This window comes from Streptacidiphilus pinicola, from assembly GCF_003258295.1.
GTDB classification, from domain to species: Bacteria; Actinomycetota; Actinomycetes; order Streptomycetales; family Streptomycetaceae; genus Streptacidiphilus; species Streptacidiphilus pinicola.
Map to the genome: position 1 here is coordinate 35,890 of NZ_QKYN01000077.1, position 23,314 is coordinate 59,203.

Here is a 23,314-nt window from a genome sequence, read left to right on the forward strand (position 1 = left end):
CAGCCGAGCGGAAGCACTCGTTCCTCCCGATTCGATCATGCGCCACCCTCGTTCGAGTCGAGGTCCTGCTCGAGCACGGACAGATCCTCCTCGTCGTCCTCGCTGGCCGCGGGGAAGGCGCGTGAAAGATCGGCCTGAACGTAGTCGTACTCCACTGCGAGATCTGTCCCGTTGGTGGGTTCGGGGAAGACCAGAGCAGCGCCCCACACGATCTCGCCAGGAGCGTCGAGCGGCGCACGGCCCTCCAGGGGGCCCAATTCCCCGCCCTTCTTTCGGCGAACGGGCACCGGCGACTTGGAATCGATCGGGTAGAAGAGGATCAGGCCGCGCTCGGGCTGCTGCTGTACGCGCAGTCGTTGAAGTAGGGAACGGTTGACCTGCTCATCGGGGCCGATCTCCAGCCGGAGATCGAGGGCTTCGTCACGCGAACCCGTCAGGGTCTTGATGTCGGCCTCCGGCTTGTTCGCACTGGTGGACAGGCGCGTGCGATTCACCGGGTGGACGAACTGATCCCCCGGCAGTTCCACGATCTTGGTGCCCGGAGCCTGTGCACTCCCAATCACGCCGACATTCCAGATGGACAGGGCGCCAGACTTGTTCCGGCGCTCGATGTATTCGCGCATGAGATCACGAGCCGCGTCCACGGTCTTCGGGTGGAACTTGTAGGCGTCGATGAAGTCCAGCACGGGGTCCAGCGGGACCTCCCGCCAGAGGGCCCGCTCGGAGGCCACCGCTTGATCGATGCGGCCCTCCCTGTGGGCCGCCGTCAGGAGCGCGCGGGCCGCCGCAGCGTTGGAATCGTGCCAGTCGATCTGGTCCGGACCGCAGGGGAAGTACCTGCTCTCCACCAGTGCTCCGCCGTAGCCAGCCGCCGCACGGACGGCGTTCTTCGACTTCGCCGGCGCCGTCACCCGCATCTTCGGGTGGGTGCGGATCCGGACAGCCATCTGCAGCGGCGTCAGATGCTCGGTCAGATAGCGGTCGATCTCCTGGCGCATCTCGGCCTCGACGGTGGCGAGGTGCGCGAACCAGTGGCTCGTCTCGTCGGGCATGTAGATCCGCGGCAGGTCCTCGTAGCCGACGCGGTACCCGAACCAGCGGCCCATCTGCAGCAGGGTGTCGTACACGCTCGACGAGCGGACGAAGAAGCTGACGACCAGCCCTTCGAGCGTGAGCCCGCGCGAGAGAGTGTTGCCGCCGACCGCGATGACGTTGACCGGGCCGGATTCGTAGTCGAGCCGCTCGGTGCTCCGATAGTGGTCCATGACGATGCGCGTGGTCGAAACGATGTTCTCGAGACGGTCGAGGACCGCCTCGAAGCTGGTGACCTCCCGGTCCCATTCCAGCGGGTCCACCCGTTCCACTTCCGACTCCCAGAGCGACCGCAATTCCTCGACCACTCCGGTGCCGTCGCGCAGGCCATGGGCGATCTCGGCCTTCAACGACTCCAGGATCGGGCGGTAGGCATCGTGGACGGTCGTGTCCGAGTGGGCGTGAACCAGCATGGACGAGTGCTGGTCGGCCTGTCCCCGCTCATGACGGGCGGCTGTGGCGAGCCAGAACCAGAGCACCGCACGACGGAGGGACGGGGTCTCGTACGGGGTGAAGTCCGCGAGAGCGGCACGGTTGACCGGGCGCAGATCGTCCAGCTCCTCGGGCGGGATCGACCGGATCATGTCGAGTCCGCCCGGCACGTCCGCAGGGTCCTCCCCGTCGAGCGGATTGCGACCGAACAGAGTCTCGGGCCCCTGGTAGTCCTTTCCGCGCGGCAGGCTGACAATGAAGTCCCGAGGGTAGAAGTCCTGCTCATCGGTCGGGTCCATCAGCAGATTGGCGAACGGCGTGGCCGTGTACCCGAGGTAGCAGACCTTGGGTAGGCGTCCGATCACGTCCCGGATCAGCGGATTGATCTTCCGGGTGGCCGGGGTGGCCTGGTCCGCCTCGTCGTCGATGATGAGGGTCGGGCAGTTTCCGAGCTGCTCCTGGGCCTTTTCCAGCCAGTCACGCAGCTTGCGCAGCACTGGTCCGTTCTTCTTGACCACCAGGAGGAGCCGCTGGTCCTTGGAGGCGAAGAAGGACTGGGCGTTGGGCGGAGGGACGAAGTCGTGCTCGGGCTTGGTGATCTGGTGCCAGAGCGGCGGGTTGAGGTCGACCACGTCCCGGATCAGACGGGTTTGCGTCTGTCGACGCAGGGAGTTGGTCACGCCGGAGAGCACGATGAACATGCGGTAGCCGCGATCAGCCGCCTTGCAGGCCACGGCCGTGAAGTTGCTCGTCTTGCCCGACTGGACGTGACCGACGACGAGGCCGCGGGATCGGAACGCGGGGGTGGCGGGGTGGTCGAGCATGGCCGCGACCACGTCCGAGGCCGTGTCGATCTTCTCGACCTCTTCCCGGCTGAGGCTGCGCAGAAGACGCTGCTCGAAGGCCGGCCAGTTCTTGTCGCTCGTGCGGACCCCGGTGTACCACCGTTGCTCGTTCTCGCGGCCGATTGCGAGCGGCTCCTCGAGTCGGGCGATCCTCGTGGCTTCGGTCTCGTGGCGCTGGAGCAACTGCTCGATGACCTCCTCGGGCACGAACAGGTCCCGCATGGTCTGAGTCGCCTCGTGCGGCAGCATCCCGTCGGTCAGGTTCTGGAACCGGTTCCAGGCTGCTTCCAGCCTCGGATCGCCCACAATTCCTCGCAGAGATTCAAGATCGATCCGGAACCTGGTGCCCGACTCGATGCGCCGCTGTCTACCGGCACTCAAGCTACTAGGCGCCACCGACACGTCGCGCACCATGGGGGAGTCGGTACTCCCGACCGCAGCCCCTGCCCCGGTCCGGTCGTGCCCCGCACCGGGGCGGCAGCGGCCCTCATGAGCAGTGGGCGGAGGGCGACAGGACCACCAGACGCAATGCGGGACGTGCCAGGATGAACGGCATGCCGATGACCCCGTCCTCGCCAGACGTGTCAGTGAGGATGAGCCTCCAGGCTTCCCAGAACACCAGGCCCGAGGTGGCAGTGCGCCGGGCTCTGCGCGCGATAGGCGTGGGCTACCGGATCCACGTAGCCGTCCCGGGGAAACGCAGGCGCTCCATCGACATCGCCTTCGTGGGACCGAAGGTCGCGGTCTTCATCGACGGATGCTTCTGGCACAGCTGTCCCGAACATGGCACTCGCCCGGGGAGTAACAGTGAGCAGTGGCGTGCGAAATTCGCCCGGAACATCGAGCGCGACCTCGACACCACCGCCCATCTGGAGGGACTGGGCTGGTTGGTGCTCAGGTTCTGGGAGCATCAAAGCCCTGTGGACGTCGCTGAGCAGGTCGCTGCCGCTGTCGCGGAACGGCGCAGGAGCCGGCCTGCTGTTCGCCGCACAGCCGCACCCACCGTCATGGGAGAAGGCTGAACGGGGTCACGATCGCGTGGGCCGAGAGGGCCTCTCGTGCCTGTCCGGAAGGACAGGCACGAGGCGTTCCGATCATTCGGCGGGGGCCGGCTTCAGCGGGCTGCTCCCCTTGGTCGTTTCCCACGGACTGTCCACCGCGGCGTCGAGCGCTGCCTCGTCGAGCTCCCATCCCAAGGCGGCAGCCAGCACATGGGCGGCCAGCCGCGGAGGAATGGCATTGCCGATCTGCTGCGCCCTGGCCTTGCCGTCCCAGGGGAAGTCCATCGGGAAGGTCTGCAGGCGCCCCGCTTCGCCCTCCGTGAACCGGCCGAGATCACGCTCCTTGGCATCCGGGGTCACCAGGCGGTTGCGGGTCCACTTCCCTGTGATCGTGAACGACGGCTGATCCGAGGTCCTCCGGCCTCGCCGCTCCGTATTGCCACCGGTGCTGTAGTTGGAGACTACTTTGAACTCGTCCTTCCGGCCGAGCGCCTCCCCCATCGTCACCCAGGTCTTGCGTCCGTTGCCGTCCGCGGGGCGGGGAGCGCCGAGGCGGAAGCGGTGGTGCGTGGGCTTGGGTAGTTTCGCCTCGCCGTCACGGCGAGCGATGAGGATGGCTCGCCTGCGCGTCTGCGGGACCCCGTAGTCCTCCGTGTGGAGAACGCCGGAGACAGTCCGGTAGCCGAGGCCGAGACCGCCGAGAGCCTCTTCAATCGTTTCCCAGACGGGCAGCACACCCGGGACCTGTTCGAGCACGATGGTGTTGTACGGATGTCCCAGCTCCGCCGCGTGCAATGCCCACTTCAACGGCTGGAGGACGAGCCCGGTGCGATAATCGTCACCCAGGTTGGCCAGGCCAGCCGAGACGTCCTCGCCCGTGGCCATGCGCTTGGCGAACGCCTTAACCAGCTCCAAGGCGCGCCGGCCGTCACCATTGCCGGTGAGGGTGTAGGTCTGGCAAGGCGGGCCGCCTGCCAGGATCGTGGCGTCCGGGAAATCAGCCGCACTGCTCTCGCGGACATCCCCCTGCCTTGTCCGGAAACCCGCTGCCTCGCGGGTCTGGCACGCATCCGCGTCCCATTCGACGCCATCGACCGCCAGCCCCAACCAGTGCGCAGCCACGTCGAGACCGCCCGGCCCGGCAAACAGGTCCACCATGTGGATCTGCGAGGTTTGGGGGGTTTGCGGGGGCGCAGTGGTCATGGAGTGGGATCTTATCCGGAGCGGGCGGTCCGGGAGACCAGGTGTCACCGTCACGGGATCGGGAACCGGTCCCCTGGTCGGGGCCGTGAGACCGTGGCGCCAGCCTGACCTCGACGGCATGCCCCTTTCATGATCCGCATCCGTTCGACGGCGAGGGAGGTGCGGTCTCATTGCGCGCCCCCATTCACGCGACGCCCGAACTCCATCAAGCCGGGCGCCCCGCGCTCAACGGAGCCCGAGGACTGTGGTGGCAGATGGGTATGGCACATATGGAAGCTCCTGTCCGTATCGACATGACCCACGACACCAGGGAGACCCCGGAAAGGGCCAGCATGTGCGCGCGAGTAACTGAGCCGGTCCGGATTCCCTAGCGGTCGTTCGACCGAGTGAAGAGCAGTTATTCAGGCACCGATTCGGTTCCCCAGGGACCCGCCGCTACTCGTACTGCTGCGAGGCGATGCGGCACGACGGCACCCCCGCTGACGGAAGCCGAACCCCGCTTCAACGCAGCCAACCGGCGCTGGACATGACCCACGCCCGCAAGACACGGGGCAGAACCATGGACGCCTCCCCCGCTTCAACCTCTCACGGCTGACGGCCATCCCTCATCTGGACGTAGCGAGGCTGTGCGCCGAAGAGATCGAGTTCCGGCGTAAGGCAGATGCCCGTATGGGCCTCAACAGCGCAGGCGATCTTGGCAGCAGCCTGCGTGAAGTCATCGGCAGTCGCTCGGCCATCGGTGACCAGGGTGTACTGCTTGGCGGAGATCCGAACTCCGGGGACGAGCGACTCACCGAGGGAGAAGCCAGCCTGCTTGATGAGCCAGCTGGCGCTCACGCGGTTGGTGCCGTCTGCGAAGTGGTGGAGCGGCATGCCCTGACGCGTCAACGCCGCAGCCTGGCCGATGCTGACGGGCGGGCTGAGGAAGACGCTGCCAGCGGAACGATGGTCGGGATCCGTGGGGTCGAGGACCATGCCCTTGCTGCGGCGGACGGCCAGAACAGCTTCTGCGGCCTCCGCAAGAGGAACGCTGGTGCCGGGCTTCACGCCGAGCTCGTCGGCCACCTGCCCGTAGGTGATCGGGACGCTCTGCTTGGTGCGCGGGAGAAGGAACTGAACGGCGAGGATGGTCCACTGGTCGCTGTGCTTGAACTGGCTGGTGCGGTGGCCGAGATGGCAGTCGGCCGCTCCGAGCCGAAACGTCTTCCGCTGTTGCCAGTCCCACGCGTGGACCGCGGTGAGGGTATCTGCGACCTCGATGCCGTATGCGCCGACGTTCTGGATGGGCGTGGCCCCCACGGTGCCGGGAATGCCGGTGAGGCTCTCCAGGCCGCCGAGGTTCTCGGCAATCGCCGTATCGACCAGGTCCTGCAGCAAGTGGCCGGCCTGAACCGTAACGAGAACGGCGTCACCGCCGGGGGCCTCCTCGAAGGTCAGGCCGCTCGTCTCCATCTTGATCACGGGAGCCTGGACGCCGGTGTCGGCAGCAAGCACGTTGCTACCGCAGCCCAGGGTCAGCGGCGTGAAGCCGTCAGCAGAGGCGAGGCGAGCAACGGCGTCCCACTCGGTGGCGTCTCGGTGGTGGATGACAGTGGCAGCAGGGCCGCCGATCTCCAGAGTCGTGAGCGTGGCCAGAGAGACCTGGTGACGAACGTGCATGGGCGCCTTTCCGTCGGAGGACCCGTCAGGAGGATCGCAGGATGTGATGCGCCCTGTCGACGACCTCATGTGCCCTCCTGGAATCCACTCTCTCAAATCGGGTCTGTAGGGTGCGGAGCCTCGCCTTGGCGCGGCCGGAGATCAGTCGTTCTCCCAGATCGAGCGCCTGGCAGGCCGCATCGGCCGCGCCTTCCAGGTCACCGAGGCCGAGGCGCGCTTCGGCGAGCGAGGCATTGTGGAGCATGCGATTTCGCGGTTGGTCCTGACCAAACAGGTTCAGGCCACGGACGAGGTGGGCCTCAGCCCGGTCGGAGCGGCCAAGCTCGAGCCAGGCTCGTCCTGCATCGGCAGCCAGGACGGCCGGGGTGACCCAGTACGCCCATGCTGGTGCGTCGCTGGGAGAACCGTCGGCGTATGCAGCAGACGCGTCGTCGAGGGCGCGAGCGCACGCCGTTTCGTCGGCGAGCTGGGCGTGGACCCGGGCCTGCCGGGTCGCCAGCAGGGCGTGAACCGATCCGTGTCCGGGCCGGTCCGCCCCTTTGCGGGCGGCACGGATGAGGCTGAGCGCGGCGCCGTGTTCTCCGGCCCAGGCGGCTTGGTAGCTGAGGCAGGAGACGATGTTCGCGCCCAGGGCGGCATCGCCGGCTGCGTGCGCGGCACGAAGTCCCGTCAGCAGGTAGCGCTGTCCGAGGCCGGTGAGGTCCTGATCGCAGGCCAACCACCCGGCAAGCTGAGCGAGCTCGGCGAGGATCTGATGGAGACGCTGGCCTGTGTCGGCGTCGTACGAGCCGTCTCTGGCCAAGGTGGCTGCCCGCCGGAGGTCGTCGGTGACCCAGTCCAGGACCAAGGGGCCACCTTGGACGTCGTCGAGTCGCCGCAACTGGGCTACTCGGTCGGACAGCACGTACGTCATCTCGGGAGTCACCGGCTGCCGGCCGACGACGCGGCCCTGGATCTCGACGGGTTCGACCGTGAGCCAGTCGAGGACCGGAGCGGTCAACGCGTATCCGGGCAGTCCGGGCAGGGTGCTCGCGCTGTCCGATGCGGCATTGAAGACGTGGAGGGGGCCGGACCAGAGAGAGCCTCCTGTCCATGGTCCGTAATGGCTGCTCAAGGCGGCCGGCTCGACGGTGGGCTCGGGACGCGGCCACAGCATCGGTACGGTGACCGCCTCGCCCAGCTTCGTCGACAGGATCGCCGTAACGATCTCCGGAACGGCGCCGCGTGGCTTGGCGCCCTTCAACCACGCGTACGGAGCCTTGCGGCTCACGGTGTGCAGGCCGGCTTCCCGGTTCACCTCGCGACCGAGTCGTTCTGCCGACCATCCGAGCCGATCCAGGTACTCGGCGAGTGTCGCCATCGCGCACACCCTCCCTGACTGACCATCAAATCAACTACCAGGCTGGCACAACCGCAAGGCCATCGGCTGGGCGTTTGACCATTGCTGACCAAGCTGACCCGACACTGACCCGCCTGACCACGATGAAGGCTTCCGGCGGTCCGTGTGCGCTGCTGAAGTGGCGCTGCAGGGCTGGTCGCAGTTGCCAGCTGGAAGTCGGGATTGGCCTGCCCAACCATCACCGGCCTGTTACCGGGCGATCGGAGTACGCATGGGACACATTGCCGTACCTGGGGGCGGCACCACGCTGCATCTGAAAACGCGAGCGGGGCCCGTACACCGCGCTGAAGAATCACTCGCCACTCAACCGCCAAGCTGGGTCCGCGACCTGGTCTTCGAAACGCCCGTCAGACCGGAAGCTGTTCCGACAGCCAGGGAATGGCTGCGAGAACGCTTCGGGCAGATCTTCGACCAGGAGGTCCTCTCGGATCTGCAGCTGGTCCTCACGGAACTCGTCACGAACGCAGTGACCGCGAGCCCGAAGGACGAGCTCGTTCGCGTGGCGCTGCGTCAGGTACTCAGGGGCCTCCTCATCGAGGTGACCGACACGAGCCCGCAGGCTCCGCGTCTGCGGCAGCCCACCGCCCGGGACCAAGAAGGCCGGGGCCTCGTGCTCGTGTCCGCGATTTGTCCCGACTGGGGCTGGCACCCGCAGGACCCCGGCAAGGTCGTCTGGGCTCTCTACCAGATCTCGGACAGCCGGAACGAAGCACCCACTTCGGCCTAACCGTCACTCTCGACGACCCGCCGGGAGCGCAGTCAGGCGCCGCAGAGGCGCTGGAGAACCATGCCCTCTTCCGGGTGACGCCCCCAATCCGCGTCACCCCACGCTCACGACTCTGCGAGGTTTCCATGGAACTGTCCCTCATCACGGACGAGGTAAGTCAGGACCCGGAAGACGCGATCGGCCTGGCCCTCGCTCACGGCCTTCGGAAGGTCGCCGTGCGATCGGTCTGGGGTACGAACGTCGCCTTGCTCGACCGACCCGCGGTCGACAGGCTGGCGAAGCTCTTCGCCCGCCGCGGCGTCGGGGTGTCCAGCATCATGTCCCCACTCTTCAAGTGCCACGCTCCTGGCGCGGATGAGTCGGGCCTCGTCGACCCGCACTTCATCGGGCTCCCACCTGTGTTCGAACAGCACGTCGCAGTCGCGGGATGGCTCGGCCAGATCGCGGATGCGGTCGCCGCTCCGCTGGTTCGCATCTTCACCTTCCTCGATCCATCGCCGGGCGGTCGGCCCTGCCGGCTCGGGGCGTCGGAGCTCGCCACCATGCGGGAGGCCGTGACCGACTGGCCCTACGGAGTGGAGCCCGTCATCGAGAACGAGTTCGTCTGCAGGGTGAAGACGCTCCCCGAACTCACGGCGTTCGGGCTACGGAGCGGTTGGCGCGCCGTCGCGGACCCGTGCAACGGCCTCCTCGCCGGCGACTCCGACGGCCTGGAGCACATGACCGCCGAACTGCTGACCGCGACTGCGGACGTGCACGTCAAGGACCGGTCCGGTGCGCGTTACGTCCCGGTGGGCGATGGCGAGCTGCCGTGGCAGCAGATCTTCGAGCGGCTGCGTCAGTTCGGGTACAGCGGCACCGTGACGCTGGAGTCGCATCTTCGCCGCGACCTCGACGGCGTCGAGGCGTCGCTGCGGGCTCTCACCCGGCTGGCCGCCTCGTGAGGCCGCTGGGACTGGCCGTGGTGGGCTGTGGTCGCTGGGGACAAAACCACGTCCGCGTGGCCGTCGGCGCGCCGAACGTGGCCCTCGTAGGCGTGGTGGACCCGGACCGCGCGCAGCGCCAACAGGTGGCGCGTGAACACGCGGTGACGGGTTGGTCTCACCTGGACCAGGCCCTGGAGGACCCGCGCGTCGAGGCCGTCGTGATCGCGACGCCGGCCACCACGCACAGCGAACTGGTGGCGCGGGCTCTGGTTTCCGGTCGGCACGTGCTGGTCGAGAAGCCGGCGACGATGAGCGTCGCGGATGCGACTGCTCTGGTCAGTGCCGCGGAAGAGCAGGGTGTCCAACTCTCGGCCGGGCATACGTTCCTCTACTCGCGGCCCGTCCGGAACGTGGCGGCCTGGCTGCGCGAGGGGGCGCCCAGCGCGCCGTGGCTGATCCGGAGCGAGCGGCTGGGCGGGCAGCGCCGCGGGGACTGCGGCGTGCTGTGGAACTTCGGTCCGCACGACGTGTCGCTCCTGCTGCACCTGGTCGGTGACCCGGTGGTGGAGGTGGCCGCGCGAGGACATCGCTTCCCCGGAGGCGGTCACCTGGACACGGTGACGATCGACGTGACCTTCTCCTCCGGAATGCGGGGCGAGGTCTACCTGGGCTGGCGGCACGCCGGGGCCAAGCGGTCGCTGCGGCTGCTCGGGGAGGACTGGGTGCTGCGGTACCGGCACGGACACCTCGACGGCGGGGACGTCATGCTCCTCGGCGGCCGCGGTGAGGGTCCCGCTGCGGACGCCGCGCTCACGGCGGGCTGCGAACGCGACCGCCGCGGTGCGCTCGCCGGGTACGGCGAGCCGCTACGGGTGCAGTTGGAGGAGTTCGTGGCCGCCTGCCGTTCGGGGGTTCCCAGCCTCACGGGCCCGGATCACCTGCTGGCGGTCACCGCGGTCTTGGAGGCGGCCGAGTACTCCGCGGCTCTGGGCGGCCTTCCCTACCGCCTGGCGCCTTTCGCGCCTGCGCTCACGGCTCCCGTGTCGCCCCTGCCAGCCGTCCACGAGTTCGCGACGGAGGAGGTCTGACGTGTCTTCATACGTCCTGGGTGTGAACCTTACGCGTACCTCCACCGGCATCGGGCTGGACGACGGCGCGGCAGCCCTGCTCCGCGACGGCGTGCCCGTGGCGGCCATCGCCGAGGAGCGGCTGGTCCGGCGCAAGCACAGCGGCGGAGTCAGGAAGGCCGTCGGCTACTGCCTGGTGGAGGCGGGCATCGAGATCGACGCGGTGGACGCCGTCGCGGTGAGCATCTGCTGCGAGCTGACGCCCTCACCGCGCTGGGCTGCCTCGGCGCTTCGGCGTGAAGGCGTCCTGGTGCGTGACGACCAGGTCGTCGTCGTGCCCTCCCACCACCTTTCGCACGCGGCCAGTGCCTTCCTGCCCAGCCCGTTCCGCGAAGCCGTCACCGTGGTGGCGGACAACGAGGGCAACATCCTCGGCCCGCGGCTCCACAGCGACTACTGGCGCAACTCACTGGAACGAACGACCGTGTGGGACTGCTGCGACGACGGACGGCTGCGCCTGGAGCAGGTGGGGCGTCACGGAGACGGTCCGGACGAGCTGTCTCTGGGCTCGGCGTACGGCTACATCACGCGTTGGCTGGGCTTCCCCAGCTATCACGACGCCAGCCAGACCATGGCGCTGGCCGCGTACGGGACCGGCAAGTGGACCGACGCCGAGCTGTTCACCTGGCACGACGGACGCCTCAGATGCCGTATGCCGCAGCGCCACCGGGCCAAGACCGAAGCCGTCTCCGACTGGCTCCACGAGCAAGCGGGTGTCAGCGCTCCCCCGCGCACACCCGGGGCCGCGCTCGACGGGACGCACCACGAAGTGGCTGCTCTCGCCCAGGCGGCACTGGAGAATGCTCTTCTCCGACTCATCGGCGACGCCGTCGAGCGGACGGGCCTGCGCTCGGTGTGCCTGGCTGGCGGGGTTGCACTGAACTGCGTCGCCAACCACCGGATCGCCCGCGAGCTCGACCTGGACGGTCTCTTCGTCCAGCCCGCGGCCTCGGACGTGGGCCAGGCGTTGGGCAACGCCCTCTGGGCCCACCGGCGGCTCGGTGGCGACGGGCGATGGACGATGGCCAGCAGCTCCCTGGGTCACACCTACACCACGGCGGAGATCGACGCCGCGCTCGCGCCGTGGAGCGACCAGGTCCGGGTCACCCGGCCCGAAGACCCCGTCGCCGATGCGGCGTCCCGGATCGCCGACGGGCAGGTTGTCGGCTGGTTCGACGGCGGCAGCGAGTACGGCATCAGGGCGCTGGGCCAGCGCAGCCTCCTCGCTGACCCGCGCCGCGCCGACACCAAACCGCGGCTGGACGCGGAGATCAAGAGGCGCGAGGCGTTCCGCCCCTACGCCCCGAGCGTCACCGCGGGCGCGGCAGGCGACTGGTTCGACGTCCGCCCGGCGGAGACGGCTGCTGCTGGCCCGGCCACGTTCATGCTCCAGGCCGTCCCGGTCTTGCCGGATCGGCGCGCGCGCATCCCGGCCGTCGTCCACGCCGACGGCACGGCGCGCGTCCACGTGGTGCGACCTGAGATCCAACCGCGCTATCACACGCTGATCGAGCGGTTCGCCGCCCTCACCGGTGTCCCGGTCCTGCTCAACACCTCGTTCAACGCGGCCGGGAACCCCATCGTCGAGAGCCCCGCCGACGCTGTCGCGGAGTTCCTCACGCTCGGCCTCGACGCCCTGGTCTTCGACGACCGCGTCGTCACCCGCGCCGCGAACTGACCGGCGCCAGTCCGGCACCGGGCGCCCACTCCCCATGACAAGGAGCGCAAAGCGATGACCGAGTCCTTCTCCCCTCACTCCGTCCACGACGGGGGCTGCGGTTCCTGCGGTCCCCGTCCCGCGGGCGGCAGCACCCCGGTGCTACTGCCCCTGCCGAGGCCGCGGCGAGCGGGCGCCGAATCCGGTGACTCGCGCGACGGCCTGCCCGCACTCGCCGCCGGGGCGGACGCGGTCCTGACGGCGGTCCACGCCAACGCCGAGGCCCTCCCGGCGGTGGCACCGCGTGAAGACGGCCCGCAACTGGAGTCCAACACACAGCTGATCGACCTCGGCGACGGCGCCTGGTGCCTCAACCACGCGCTGCGCCAGCAGCAGGTCTTCGGCGGAAGGTTACTTCGCGACGCCGTCGAGGACCTGCGGGCCGGACGAACCCCGTCGGCATCAGACCTGATGGCGAGGCTCGTCGCGGAGGGCTTCGTCGTGGACGCCGGGGGAGAGCCCGAGGCGTTCCACCGCCGGCTGATGGCTCAGGAGGACTCCAAGGAGGAGACCGAGCCGTCGTTTACGCTCCTGCGCATCCTGCTGACCGACGTCTGCAACCTCTCCTGCCAGTACTGCAAGGTCATCCCCAACGTGCTCGCCCCGCAGGCCGAGCCGACCGACGCCGACCGCCTCACCGAGACCATCGCGTTCTTCTTCGCCCACTCCGACCCCGCCCGCCCGAAGATCATCCACATCACGGGCGGCGAACCGACGCTGTTCTTCCATCAGGTCCAGCACGTCGTGACCACCGCCGAGCGGCTGGCCCGCCCGGGCGAGAACTTCTGGTTCGTCATCGGCACGAACGCGGTCCTCATCCGCGGACGGCACGCGGCCTTCCTGGCAGAGCACGACGTCAAGTGCATCGTCTCCATGGACGGCCCCGCCGAGATCCACGACCAACTGCGCCGCAACCACGGAGGTCACGGCTCCTGGCGGATGGTCGACGCCGGTGTCCGACAGCTCCAGCGCGCCGGCGCGGAGGTGTCCTTGTCCATGGTCCTGGGACAGCACAACCTCGACCGGGCCGAGGAGATCATCGCCTGGTTCCTCGACACCTACCAGCCCACCGGTCTCGGCGTGAACTTCATGAAGCCACCCACTCCCGAGCAGCAGGACTACGCCCAGCTCATCGACCCCGACCGCTACGCCGACCGCATGTACGCGATCCACCAGGCCTTCCGCGACCGAGGCCTGTTCCTGGAGCTCGTCCACCGCAAGCTGCAGCCCTTCGTCGAACGCCGGTACCGCTTCCACGACTGCGGCGCGGCCGGCGGGACCAACCTCAACGTCGACGCGAAGGGCAACGTCGGCCCGTGCAAGAGCTTCCTGGTCATGGACAAGCTCGCACTGCGCACCCTGGACATCGACGCATACCGGGACACCGTGGTCACTCGCTGGCGGAAGCGCTCTCCCATCTACTACCAGCACTGCGAGGGGTGCGCGGCCAGGGGGATGTGCGGCAACGGATGTGCGTACGACGCCCTGGTGCACAGCGGGGACGAGATGGCCATCGACGTGCGCAGCTGCCACTACACTCAGCGCTTCAACCAGCTCTTCGTGCGGGACCTTTTCGACCAGGTGCGCCCGCCCGGTCCCGTTCCCGCGAACTGGTGGCACGTTCCCACCGCCGAGGAGCGGCACCTGCTGCTCGGCGCGGTCGCCGCCCGTCCGCGCACCCTTTCGTACTCCATCGGCCACCAGACGCTCGACTGAGGGGCCGTCCATGACCACCATCACTGCTTCGCCTGACTCCGTGCGTCTTCGCGACGCCGCTGCGGACGCCTTCCAGCTGCATGTTCTCCCCGCGATCCGCACCTCCCTCCCGGGCGTGGAGGACCTGCTGACCGCGACGGTCACCTCGTCCGTCGCCTACGGCGCCGCCGACGAGCACTCCGACCTCGACGTGTTCCTGGTTTTCCGGCGCGAACGGGACTATCGCGCACACGCCGCGGCCCTTGGAGCCCTCATCGACGGCCTCAGCCTCGACGAGCTCTACGGGCCCATCTGCGACAAGGGCATGCGCTTCGAGATCGAGAGTCTCCCCCGGGCCGACCTCTCACGCCTCTACCACCACCCCGAGAACCCGGATCACTGGCACCAGCAGAGCGAGTGGCTGCTCGCCTGGTTCCTGGACTCCTGGCCCCTGCACGACCCTGGGGGCGTCCACGCGCGCATGCGCCGGCTCGCCGGGACGTGGCCGCCGGCCGTCCTGGCGGCGCGCCAGGACGAAGCGTGGACCCGGGTCACCACCTGGACGGCGACGGCCCTGCGGCTGCTGCACGACGAGGGCACCACCTATCCGGCCGTCCGCGCCGCGTTCCGCGCGGCAACCGTCGGTCTGGAGGCGGCGTACCTGTGTGCGGGGCGCTTCGCCCCTCATCCCAAGTGGCGTGAGTCTTACGCCCGCCGGCACCTCGCGCACTCACCGGACGCCTGTCGCGTGCTCGCCTCCCAGCAGCAGCTCGCCGAGGTCCTCGCGCACCCGCCCTATCGGTCGGAGGACCTCGCCGAAGCGCTCGAAGAGCACCAGGACAGGCAGAAGCCGCCGGGCGACGGGCAGGAGCCCTGCCTCGACTGGCACGGGCCGTTGACCGCTGCGTCGGATACCTTCGCCGACAGGCACGGCCGTATCCACCTGCTGCGCCGGCGCGCGCCCGGCGCCCTGGTCCTCGGCGCCGCCCGCGCCGCGGCGCACGCGGGCGAGACCGTCTATCTCGCGGGCGAGACCGGATACGACCTTCTCCTGTCGCAGCGTCCCGGCTACGACCACTCCATGCGGGTGTCCGAGCCGCTGCGCTGGCTGCACGCGCACGGCCTCAGGGGCGACCCGGCCGGGGACACGTCGGCCACGGAGAACCTTCGCTGGAGGTACCTGAACTTCGTGCTGTGGCGCAAGCTCCGCGTGGTCGACAAGACCCGGCGCCGCGGCCTTCACTTCACCTGCCGCTGGTACCAACTGCAGGTCGTCGACCACCTGCTGGAGGCCGAGACCCTCCTGGCCGGAACGCACGCACCGCCCCTGCACCGCCTCACCAGAGCGCCCCGTGGCTTCACCCGGCCGCCCCTCGCCGGCCTGCTGGATGAAGCCCGCGCGGACACCGGCCTCTCCGACGTCGGCGCGTTCCTGTCCCAGGGCTGGCGAGACCTCGCCGGAGTGCAGGACCGCCTGGTCCGGCACCGCCTGCTCGACCCGCGCGACGTCACGGATCCCCTGGCGGGCCAGTGGGACGTCCAGTACTGGAAGTACGAGAACCTCTTCAGCTGAAGCCGGAGCCACCACGATGTCCCGACTCGCCCTCCTGGGCTCAGCCACCGGTGGAGCCCTCTCGCCCGTCCTTCACCGGTCCGCCTATCACGCACTCGGCCTGCCCTGGACCTACGAGGCGATCGACTGCGCGCCCAGCCAGCTCGGCCGTCGGCTTGACGAATGCCGCGCCGGAGAATGGGCCGGATTCTCGCTGACCATGCCGCTCAAGCAGGCGGTCGTCCCGCTGCTGGACGAGATCGGCGACACCGCCCGGCAGACGGGCACGGTCAACTGCGTCAGCGCCCGGGATGGCCGCCTCCTCGGCGACAACACCGACGTTCACGGCATGACCGCCGCTCTGAGCCAGGTCCTGCCCTCCGCCGAGGACGTCGTCGTCCTCGGCGGCGGCGCAACAGCGTGCTCGGCGCTCGCAGCCGCGCATCGCTTCGGCGCGAAGGCGGCCACCCTGCTACTGCGGAGCCCCGACCGCGCGCCCATCGTGCGGGAGATCGCACGCCGGGTCGGGATGCGCCTTCGTGTCCGCCCCTGGACCGAGGCCCGTGAACATCTCGACGCGCCATTGGTCGTCTCCACCGTGCCGCCCGGCGCGGCAGACGTCCTTGCGACGGGCTGGCGGCCCGGGGCTGGCGTGCTGCTGGACGTGGTCTACCGGCCCTGGCCCACCCCACTCGCCGCCGCCGCGCAGCCCGCCGGACGGACCGTCGTCGGCGGACTCGCCATGCTCGTGCACCAGGCCGCCCGGCAGGTCGAGCTGCAGACCGGATGCGAGCGGGCACCGCTCCAGGCGATGTTCGCGGCCGTTGATGAGATCGCGAGTGACGTTACGTCAATCAGTCAATAGGAGTGGATCATTGACATCAGGAACCGGATCGAAGACTGGCCGCCGCATCACTATGATGGGGCAAGTGATCGATCTGAAGGCCGCACGCCTGGAGCCAGAGACCTACCGTGCCGCCCTCGCCCGACGAGGCGCGGCTGACGACTTCGACGCCCTACTCGCTGTGGACGCGAGTTGGCGCGAACTGACCGAGCGCGTGGACCAGCTTCGATCTCAGAACAAGCCGAAGGGAGCGCCGACTCCCGAGCAGATCGAGCACCTCAAGCAGCTCAAGGAGCAGCTGCGCATCTCCGAGGACGAGCTCGCCCAGGCCGCCGAGAAGCGCCAATACCTGCTCGACCGCCTACCCAACCTCCCCCACCCCACCGCGCCCGACGGCGGCGAGGACGAGGGTGAGATCGTGCGGACCTGGGGCTCGATCCCCACGTTCGGCTTCACGCCCAAGGACCACCTGGAGCTCGGCTCGCAGTCGGGCTGGGTCGACATGAAGCGCGGCGCGCGCCTGTCCGGTTCGCGCTTCGCGTACCGGGTCGGCAACGTCGCTCTCGCCGAGACCGCCCTGTACCGGTTCGTCCTGGACCACGTGATCAGCAAGGGCTTCACCTACCTGCTGCCGCCGGTGCTGGTCAACGAAGCGGCCATGTACGGCACGGGCTACCTGCCGAACGAGGAGAGCAACCTCTACCGGCTCGACAAGGACGAGCTGTACCTCAGCGGCACCTCCGAAGTCGCTCTCGGCGGCTTTCACATGGATGAGCGCCTGGAGGAGGCCGAGCTGCCGGCCCGCTACACCGCCTTCTCGACGAACTTCCGCCGTGAGGCCGGCTCGGCGGGCAAGGACACCCGCGGCATGTTCCGGGTCCACCAGTTCGACAAGGTGGAGATGTTCGTCTTCTGCCTGCCCGAGGATACCGAGCGCATCCACGACGAGATCCTGGCCATCGAGGAGGAGATCGTCCAGGCCCTCGGCCTGCCGTACCAGGTGGTCAACATCGCCGTCGGGGACCTGGGCAACCCGGCCGCGAAGAAGTACGACATTGAGGCATGGTTCCCGGCCCAGCAGCGATACCGGGAAGTCACGTCCTGCTCGAACACCACCGACTACCAGGCGCGGCGCCTCAACGCCCGTGTCCGGCGCGAGCACGGCAGCGAGTTCCTTCACACGGTCAACGGCACCGGCATCACCGCCCGTGCCCTGCTCGCGGTGATGGAGAACTTCCAGGACGAGCACGGCGTCGTGGCCGTCCCCGAGGTCCTCCAGAAGTTCGGTGCACCGGCGCGACTCGGAGCCACCGACTGATTCAACCCCTTTCGGTGTCGGACGACTCACTGATCGTCCGGCACCAAGGGCTGTCCAGCTCCAGCTCCAGCTCGTCCAAGAAGGTGTGGGCATAGGCTCGACGAGCGGGGGCGAGACGTTGAGCCGTGGGTGTCCGGAACTCGGGACGGTCGACAAAAGCCCTTGCGATCCGGAGCGTCTCCTCGACCCGCTGACCACGCGCCCCGCCGGTCGTGAACGCCTTCGCGATACCGAAAGGCCCCATGGCCTCCCAGTAGTTGGCGTCGTACACCAACTGCTCCTCCGGCGAGACCGGCTCGGTCAGATGCCGTTCCAGTGCCGCGATGCCCTCTTCCGCCTCGACGGAAGTCCAACCCAGGCCCTCCAGAAAGCGCTGGGTCCGCTCACGGAAGCAGGAGTCCGCCATCTTCTGGACCAGGCCGTGGAAGCAAGCCAGGAAGTACAGCAGATCCTGTCTTGGAGTCGTCCCCTCAGCCAGCAGTTCGGCCCGCGCGATGACGCGCTCGATGTGCACGAAGTCATGCGCCGGGTCCTTGGCCTCGTACAGGGGGCGTGCCTCGGCGGCGTAGGACGACAGGCGATAGCGCTGCGCCTTCCCAGAAGCAGGCGGGGTCATCACTCTCCTCCGCCTCGGCAGCAGTAGCTGTCTCGGGCAGCACCTCCACCCCCGTGGTTCCATGAGACCTACTGGTCGGGGCAGGGGCATGTCGGGATCCGCCGAACAGGGGAATCGACGCCAGAGCGGGTCCCGCCGGGATGCCGGCGTTGGCGGAACCGATCGAGCCGCCGGTTCGAGTGACTGCGGCGCACCGATGGCCACATGGCTCACGCACCGTGCGGCTCACCCCGAGAGACGGGCCCCGAAGACGACGAAGACCGCTTTTCCCGACGGCGTCCGCCTTGCCGACAGGCAACCCTGGAACAAGCTGCTCAGCAGGCTCAGCCCGCGTCCTCGCTCACCCATCAGGTCAAAGCCGGGCCTTACCTGCCCGGTGCCCTCAGGCGGCGCGACGGGGTGCAGCGCGATAGGCGGGAGATCCGGACTGCTGTCATGGCACTCGAGGACGTACTCGCCGCCGCTGGTCAGCAACCGCAGCTCGTACGGACCGGCGGCGTGCTCCGTCGCGTTGGCCACGAGCTCCGAAGCCGCGAGCAGCACGTCATCCACGACGGCCTCGCTCAGGTTCAGGCCCAGCAGCTCGGGACGCAGCCGCAAGCGGGCGAGCCGGGCCGGCTGCACGGTTCCGGCGTTCCAACGGCAGACGATCACGCTCTGCCCGCTCGGCAGGCCGGTCATGCCGCAGCCCACCGAGGTACCGGGCGAGCGTGCCGACGCTGACGGCGATGCCGCCCCCGGCCCGGGCTCAGGAACGAGCGCGTGCCGCGGGCGACAAGTGCGACGTTGAAAGGGCCGTACCGGAACGTGTCGAGCACGACGAGCAGAACGAGCATGAACACCACGGGCCTCCGATCCACGCTGGGCGGAGCACCACGACACCCTGACCAGGGCGATAAGGGCCAGGGGTGATCGAAAAGACTTCTGTGCGCACCCAGAGGGACCTCGACAAGGGGCGACGACAGCCGTCGTCGGCGCGCTGAGAGCGAGGTGGCCAGTCGTGGTTTCCATGATCGCGGGGATCGCAGCCCTGCTGCTTGTGCAGCTCCCGCTACGGCTGGAGACGGCAGCCGTCTGCTTCGTCCTGGCGGTGCTCGGTCCCGATCTGAGCACCGTCGATGTGGCCCTGTTCCGCCTCCCCGATGCCATCGTGCTACCCGCCGTCGTCGTGCTGGCGCTCGTCGCAGCCTCGGCGTCCGCTTACAGGCGCCCGGATCTGCTGGCGCGTTCACCGGTGGCCAGCCTGGCCTCGGTCTGCTCATGACCGGTCTTGCACTCCTCTCGCAGGGCGCCGCGGTGCTGCATCGCCTCCTCCGAGCGGGCGGCCACCCCACTGCCCGGGCCAGAGCGGCGCGCTGACGAACCGCCGGGCCAGCGAAGGCCGGCACCCTGTCCAATCATCCGTATCCACCACGGGTGTCCACGACCCCGTCCATCCACAGACGGGATACCCCCGGGACCGGGAAAACCGCAGGTCACACGGCAAGCCTCCGCCCTCGGAGCTGCCCCGACTCCATACCCGGGGAGCCTATAACCCCCGGTCTTCGCGCGCGGCCGCCCACCCGGTCCGACCAGTGTGTATCTCCTGGCCTCACGTTGCTCCCTCCCGTCTCCCTCCTTCTCCCTCCTTCGTCGGGCCAGCCAGCGCGAGACGGTGTCGGCCGGCATCGGGGTGTGACGGTGCGCGCCCGGCCGGGGCGGGGGGGGTCGCGGGCCGACCCGCGTCGGCACGACCGGCTCATCGACGCCTACCAGAGCCTTAGGCGGCACACACGGGCCGCCGACCCCGGGCGGCTGCGACTGGTGCCCAGACAGCGCAGGAAGCGCGCCACACGCCCCTGTCTGTGCGCCTGCACCCGCCCCTGCGGCTGCGACCGCGCCACGTGCACCGCCCTGACCCCAACTCCCGCCCAGGGGCGACCAGCTGGCCGCCCCTGGGCGAAAGTGGGCTCCCCCCATGAACGCGAACACCGGCTGCCTGCCTGACCTCGACTTCCCCCTCCTGACCATGCGCCCCGCTACCTGGCCGGACCGGGCGCACCCGACGCTGCCCTCGATCGCCTCGACATCTCCGGGTGGTCCTGGTCCGACGACTCCGCGTACTGCCACACCTTCTCCCCCTGCCAGCGCTTCTACGCCGGATTCCTGCCCCAGCCGGGGACCCGCCCGAAGCTCGAGCTGTGGCGGATCTGGGCCCGCCCCGACCGCAGGGCACCGCTCGCCCCTTCGGTGCGGACCGCGACATCCCCGCCGAGCTGGTCGGCGCTCTCAGCGCCGCCCTCGCCCACGACTGACACCGGACCACACCCGAGGCGGAAGCGGCGGACCTGACGGCCGAGACGCCTTCGCCCCCGACGGTCGCTCAACGGCGGCGGCCCTGGTGCAGCCGCGCCGCCGACCGGCGTCCACGGAGGTGGACGCCATCACCACCCGACCGGTCCGGCAACCACCAGCTGGAGCCCCTCCTCGGACTTTCGGGGGTACCAGCCCAGCGCAAGCCCTTGAAAGGATCTTGCTCATTCGGCCGCACCCGGCCCCAGAGGGGCTCGCCGGGGCGCGGCACAACAACTTGAGGGGGATCCATGCGCAGGGGCAAACTCATCCTGGCCGCAGCTATCGGGCTGTGCCTGGGCGGAAGCATCGTCACACCGGCCACCGCGGCCGAGACCACCGCGGAGCAGGCCACCGTTTCATCAATATCCGTCCAGGCCGGGGACTCCTCCCTGGACATCACCCTCGACAAGCCTGTCACGCCGACGACCGCGGCAAGCCTGCAGTCCCAGCTCCAGGCGGAGCTGGGGCCCGACGCACCCAAGGTTCAGCCGCAGAAGATCGACCCGGGTCCCACCTACCCGGTGGTGCACTGCTCCGCGCCGGACAACACCTTCAGCGACCGCAACGGCACCTTCCACACCCGCTACAACTGCAAGTACAACAACGTCAACTGGGGCTACAAGGTCGCCCTGCCCCTGCAGGCGATCGCCGCCGGTCCGATGAACGAGGCCGGCATGCGCTGGTACAAGGGAACCGGCCACTACCTCGGCGCGAACGCCCCCCCACACCGTCGGCGTCTCCTACCTCCTGCACGGTACCCAGGGCGGCATGGCCAGTGGCGACCTGCTGAGTTGGTGGGACACACTGACCTTCCCGGTCGAGGTGGCCGGGAACCCCGGTAAGGCCGTGCTCCACATAGGCGGAAACTTTGTCGTCCTTCGCTGAGCCCTCCCCGCTCCTGCTCTCCGTCCTGGCCGGCGTAGCCGAATCGCTCCGACCACTCACCGGCCCTGCAGTGAACGTCCAGTCCGTCTCCCCGACTGAAACCGTCCTCGCTCCGGGCTGGGGAGAGCCGTCGGGGCAGCCGCCCGCGTTCCTCGTCCAAGCGGACGTCGACGGACAGGACTTCGCGTTCCACGTACATGAGGGCGGCAGCGCCGCCGAGCAATCATGGCGCTGCGCACAGGCGCTCATGGACGCGGCCCAGGAGGCCGTGGGCTCCACGCCGTATCCGCCCTGTCCCGGCCACCGGCACCCAATGACCGTCGAGCGGGACGGGGAACGGGTCTACTGGTGCTGCCCCGGGGCACCCCGCGTCCCCGTGGCACCCATCACCCAGGGCTTCTGACGCCGACGGGGCTCCTCCCCTCAAAGGGGGTGGAGCCCCGGACTGCCCTTCACGCCGACCCGGCGGCCTGGAAGCTTCACCGCCCATCGCCCGTGTAGCAGCCGAGCTCGCCAGGTCACTGGTTCACCGAGCGGGCCACGAGGCGCTAGCGCGAGGGCACCTCACAGGTTGACGCTGTCCACGTCGCCGCCAGGTGCGGTAAGCACCCGAAGCCACTCGTCGTAGTGCCCTCCCTCTGAGTTGTCGAGGGATTCGACGGTGACCGTTTCCCGTGCGTACTGCACGGCTTCACGGTCGGAGAGTTCGGGGTAGCTCTCGCGAACATCGGCGGCCACGGTCTTCGCCGCTTCACGCAGGTCCATAAGTCGTCTCCTTCGTCTCGGATCCAGCCGTCGAACCGGTCTTCGGCCGTAACTCCACCGAGGGTGAGGCTACCGTCGGTGTCGCGCAGAAGCTTCGGGCTTCAGGGTGACGCTGACGCCGTTTGAGGTTTCGGCGCCATGGCGCTGCGCGTCGCCGAGCACCGGCTCCGGCGCTGTGAGCGCGTCGTGGGCGGCGGACCGGTGCTGTGCGCGCCCCATACATGGCTCTGCGCTCACTCCCCTGCCCCACTTCGGACACCACGGGGCCCGGTCACACCTGAACAGCACCTCATACTGCCAGCCACCACCGGCGTGCCGATCACCGCTGCCGGGGCGGGCCGGACGCGCCAGTCGTTCCGGCCCGCCCCGGTCACCGCTCACTTCAGTTGTGCCGGAGAGGCCACGAGCCGGTAGGTACGGGGCTTTGCCGTCACCATCTCCGCTTGCCCCAGGTTGACCAGCGTCACGAGCGCGTTCGCAACCGCCCCGGAACTACGGCCCAGCTTCCGGGAGATCTTGGTAGGCGAGTGCGCCATGTCGGCGTGGTCGGCGAGGAAGCCGTGGACCAGAGCCCTGAGCCCACCCTGGCCGAGTCGCCCGCTCGGGGATACTTCGCCCGTTGCGATGGCCGACACGGCCTGCGGCTCAGCGTCGGGTTCCCCAGCCGGGCCCTGCTCATCCTTGTGTCGGTCGGGCAGGTCGTCCGCGCGAGGAAGTTCGTCTTCGCGTCCCACCAAGGACAGGGCAGAAGCTTGGTCGGCGTCGTTGGTGCCCAACGGGTCGGCGCCCTCCTCGCTCCCGCCCGGAGCGTCGGACACCTCGATGTCCGCCAAGGACGTGGCGGTGACGTACCAGCGGTCGGGGAAGCGGCGGTTGCCATCGCTCCCACCCAGGGTTCGCCGGGCGAGACCCTCCTGCTCCATCTGCTTGAGCAGGTTGGCAGCGGTGGACTTGCCGGTCTGGGCCGCGCGAGCCAGCTCGGCCACGGTGCTGCCGGGAGATGCGTTCAGGGCTGCGTAGATCCGGGCGGCGCTGGGGGTGAGGCCATCAGGAACAGCGGGAATAGCGGTGAGGGTCATCGGGACCTCCGGTCGCAGTGGTGCCGTCGTAGGTCCCCGGCCGGGGCGACCCGGACGGTGGCCACCGCGCTAATCGGGTCGTGGTCCAATCGATCGCT

At 69.1% G+C, this 23,314-nt stretch carries 19 protein-coding genes; 11 read left to right on the forward strand and 8 right to left on the reverse strand.

Annotated features, from left to right (window positions below; all coding sequences use genetic code 11):
* Positions 1–35: 35 nt before the first annotated feature.
* A complete protein-coding gene (locus tag DN069_RS20365; RefSeq protein ID WP_111502823.1) occupies positions 36–2,783 on the reverse strand; it encodes a Z1 domain-containing protein in 2,748 nt (915 codons plus the stop codon).
* 140 nt (positions 2,784–2,923) lie between these two features.
* On the opposite strand from DN069_RS20365, the gene DN069_RS20370 reads away from it, so the two are divergent.
* Positions 2,924–3,391 (forward strand): very short patch repair endonuclease, encoded by a 468-nt coding sequence (locus tag DN069_RS20370; RefSeq protein ID WP_111502825.1) that lies wholly within the window; start codon positions 2,924–2,926, stop codon positions 3,389–3,391.
* A gap of 72 nt (positions 3,392–3,463) precedes the next feature.
* Here DN069_RS20370 and DN069_RS20375 read toward each other — a convergent pair whose 3' ends face one another.
* From DN069_RS20375 to DN069_RS20385, 3 genes are all read right to left on the reverse strand, one after another.
* Entirely contained in the window at positions 3,464–4,573 is a 1,110-nt protein-coding gene (locus tag DN069_RS20375; protein ID WP_111502827.1) for a DNA cytosine methyltransferase, read from the reverse strand.
* A gap of 585 nt (positions 4,574–5,158) precedes the next feature.
* Positions 5,159–6,232, reverse strand: coding sequence for a UDP-N-acetylmuramate dehydrogenase (locus DN069_RS20380; protein ID WP_111502829.1), 1,074 nt, complete (start codon positions 6,230–6,232; stop codon positions 5,159–5,161).
* A gap of 25 nt (positions 6,233–6,257) precedes the next feature.
* Entirely contained in the window at positions 6,258–7,592 is a 1,335-nt protein-coding gene (locus DN069_RS20385) for an NsdA family TPR-like regulatory protein (RefSeq protein WP_111502831.1), read from the reverse strand.
* Positions 7,593–7,842: 250 nt separating this feature from the next.
* Between DN069_RS20385 and DN069_RS20390 the strand changes: the two genes are divergently transcribed.
* The 8 genes from DN069_RS20390 (at position 7,843) to serS (ending at position 17,537) form a co-directional block, all read left to right on the forward strand.
* Positions 7,843–8,358, forward strand: a complete 516-nt coding sequence (locus DN069_RS20390; RefSeq protein WP_111502833.1) for an ATP-binding protein — start codon at positions 7,843–7,845, stop codon at positions 8,356–8,358.
* Between the two features lie 125 nt (positions 8,359–8,483).
* Entirely contained in the window at positions 8,484–9,302 is an 819-nt protein-coding gene (locus DN069_RS40130) for a sugar phosphate isomerase/epimerase family protein (RefSeq protein WP_165845562.1), read from the forward strand.
* 20 nt (positions 9,303–9,322) lie between these two features.
* Positions 9,323–10,372, forward strand: coding sequence for a Gfo/Idh/MocA family protein (locus tag DN069_RS39225; protein ID WP_279387916.1), 1,050 nt, complete (start codon positions 9,323–9,325; stop codon positions 10,370–10,372).
* A gap of 1 nt (position 10,373) precedes the next feature.
* Positions 10,374–12,089 (forward strand): carbamoyltransferase family protein, encoded by a 1,716-nt coding sequence (locus DN069_RS20400; protein ID WP_165845564.1) that lies wholly within the window; start codon positions 10,374–10,376, stop codon positions 12,087–12,089.
* Between the two features lie 54 nt (positions 12,090–12,143).
* Positions 12,144–13,844, forward strand: coding sequence for a radical SAM/SPASM domain-containing protein (locus DN069_RS20405; RefSeq protein ID WP_111502837.1), 1,701 nt, complete (start codon positions 12,144–12,146; stop codon positions 13,842–13,844).
* A 40-nt stretch (positions 13,845–13,884) separates the two neighbouring features.
* The gene (locus DN069_RS20410; RefSeq protein WP_133259987.1) at positions 13,885–15,396 is read left to right on the forward strand and encodes a hypothetical protein; all 1,512 of its coding nucleotides are present in this window, start codon (positions 13,885–13,887) and stop codon (positions 15,394–15,396) included.
* Positions 15,397–15,412: 16 nt separating this feature from the next.
* Complete coding sequence (locus DN069_RS20415; RefSeq protein WP_111502841.1) at positions 15,413–16,240, forward strand: shikimate dehydrogenase; 828 nt, start codon at positions 15,413–15,415, stop codon at positions 16,238–16,240.
* A 64-nt stretch (positions 16,241–16,304) separates the two neighbouring features.
* Entirely contained in the window at positions 16,305–17,537 is a 1,233-nt protein-coding gene (serS, locus tag DN069_RS20420; protein WP_111502843.1) for a serine--tRNA ligase, read from the forward strand.
* Between the two features lies 1 nt (position 17,538).
* On the opposite strand, the gene DN069_RS20425 is transcribed toward serS, so the two are convergent.
* Both DN069_RS20425 and DN069_RS40135 read right to left on the reverse strand, forming a co-directional pair.
* Positions 17,539–18,153, reverse strand: coding sequence for an HD domain-containing protein (locus DN069_RS20425; protein ID WP_111502845.1), 615 nt, complete (start codon positions 18,151–18,153; stop codon positions 17,539–17,541).
* Positions 18,154–18,378: 225 nt separating this feature from the next.
* Complete coding sequence (locus tag DN069_RS40135) at positions 18,379–18,834, reverse strand: ATP-binding protein (protein ID WP_111502847.1); 456 nt, start codon at positions 18,832–18,834, stop codon at positions 18,379–18,381.
* A 319-nt stretch (positions 18,835–19,153) separates the two neighbouring features.
* On the opposite strand from DN069_RS40135, the gene DN069_RS40140 reads away from it, so the two are divergent.
* Both DN069_RS40140 and DN069_RS20440 read left to right on the forward strand, forming a co-directional pair.
* Entirely contained in the window at positions 19,154–19,417 is a 264-nt protein-coding gene (locus DN069_RS40140) for a hypothetical protein (RefSeq protein WP_111502849.1), read from the forward strand.
* A 1,318-nt stretch (positions 19,418–20,735) separates the two neighbouring features.
* Positions 20,736–21,329, forward strand: a complete 594-nt coding sequence (locus DN069_RS20440) for a hypothetical protein (protein WP_111502851.1) — start codon at positions 20,736–20,738, stop codon at positions 21,327–21,329.
* Positions 21,330–21,936: 607 nt separating this feature from the next.
* Here the strand turns inward: DN069_RS20440 and DN069_RS20450 are convergent.
* Both DN069_RS20450 and DN069_RS20455 read right to left on the reverse strand, forming a co-directional pair.
* Positions 21,937–22,137 (reverse strand): hypothetical protein, encoded by a 201-nt coding sequence (locus tag DN069_RS20450; protein ID WP_111502855.1) that lies wholly within the window; start codon positions 22,135–22,137, stop codon positions 21,937–21,939.
* A 377-nt stretch (positions 22,138–22,514) separates the two neighbouring features.
* Positions 22,515–23,216: a MarR family transcriptional regulator gene (locus DN069_RS20455; RefSeq protein ID WP_111502857.1), complete on the reverse strand. Its 702-nt coding sequence runs from the start codon at positions 23,214–23,216 to the stop codon at positions 22,515–22,517.
* Positions 23,217–23,314 lie beyond the last annotated feature (98 nt).

Excerpts from the sequence above, each read along its gene's own strand:
- DN069_RS20375 (WP_111502827.1), bottom strand. The coding sequence starts at position 4,573 with ATGACCACTGCGCCCCCGCAAACCCCCCAAACCTCGCAGATCCACATG.
- DN069_RS20405 (WP_111502837.1), top strand. The coding sequence starts at position 12,144 with ATGACCGAGTCCTTCTCCCCTCACTCCGTCCACGACGGGGGCTGCGGT.
- DN069_RS40130 (WP_165845562.1), top strand. The coding sequence starts at position 8,484 with ATGGAACTGTCCCTCATCACGGACGAGGTAAGTCAGGACCCGGAAGAC.
- DN069_RS20455 (WP_111502857.1), bottom strand. The coding sequence starts at position 23,216 with ATGACCCTCACCGCTATTCCCGCTGTTCCTGATGGCCTCACCCCCAGC.
- DN069_RS40135 (WP_111502847.1), bottom strand. The coding sequence starts at position 18,834 with ATGACCGGCCTGCCGAGCGGGCAGAGCGTGATCGTCTGCCGTTGGAAC.
- DN069_RS20450 (WP_111502855.1), bottom strand. The coding sequence starts at position 22,137 with ATGGACCTGCGTGAAGCGGCGAAGACCGTGGCCGCCGATGTTCGCGAG.
- DN069_RS20385 (WP_111502831.1), bottom strand. The coding sequence starts at position 7,592 with ATGGCGACACTCGCCGAGTACCTGGATCGGCTCGGATGGTCGGCAGAA.
- DN069_RS20365 (WP_111502823.1), bottom strand. The coding sequence starts at position 2,783 with ATGGTGCGCGACGTGTCGGTGGCGCCTAGTAGCTTGAGTGCCGGTAGA.
- DN069_RS20440 (WP_111502851.1), top strand. The coding sequence starts at position 20,736 with ATGCGCAGGGGCAAACTCATCCTGGCCGCAGCTATCGGGCTGTGCCTG.
- DN069_RS20380 (WP_111502829.1), bottom strand. The coding sequence starts at position 6,232 with ATGCACGTTCGTCACCAGGTCTCTCTGGCCACGCTCACGACTCTGGAG.
- DN069_RS20415 (WP_111502841.1), top strand. The coding sequence starts at position 15,413 with ATGTCCCGACTCGCCCTCCTGGGCTCAGCCACCGGTGGAGCCCTCTCG.
- DN069_RS20425 (WP_111502845.1), bottom strand. The coding sequence starts at position 18,153 with ATGACCCCGCCTGCTTCTGGGAAGGCGCAGCGCTATCGCCTGTCGTCC.
- DN069_RS20390 (WP_111502833.1), top strand. The coding sequence starts at position 7,843 with ATGGGACACATTGCCGTACCTGGGGGCGGCACCACGCTGCATCTGAAA.
- DN069_RS20370 (WP_111502825.1), top strand. The coding sequence starts at position 2,924 with ATGCCGATGACCCCGTCCTCGCCAGACGTGTCAGTGAGGATGAGCCTC.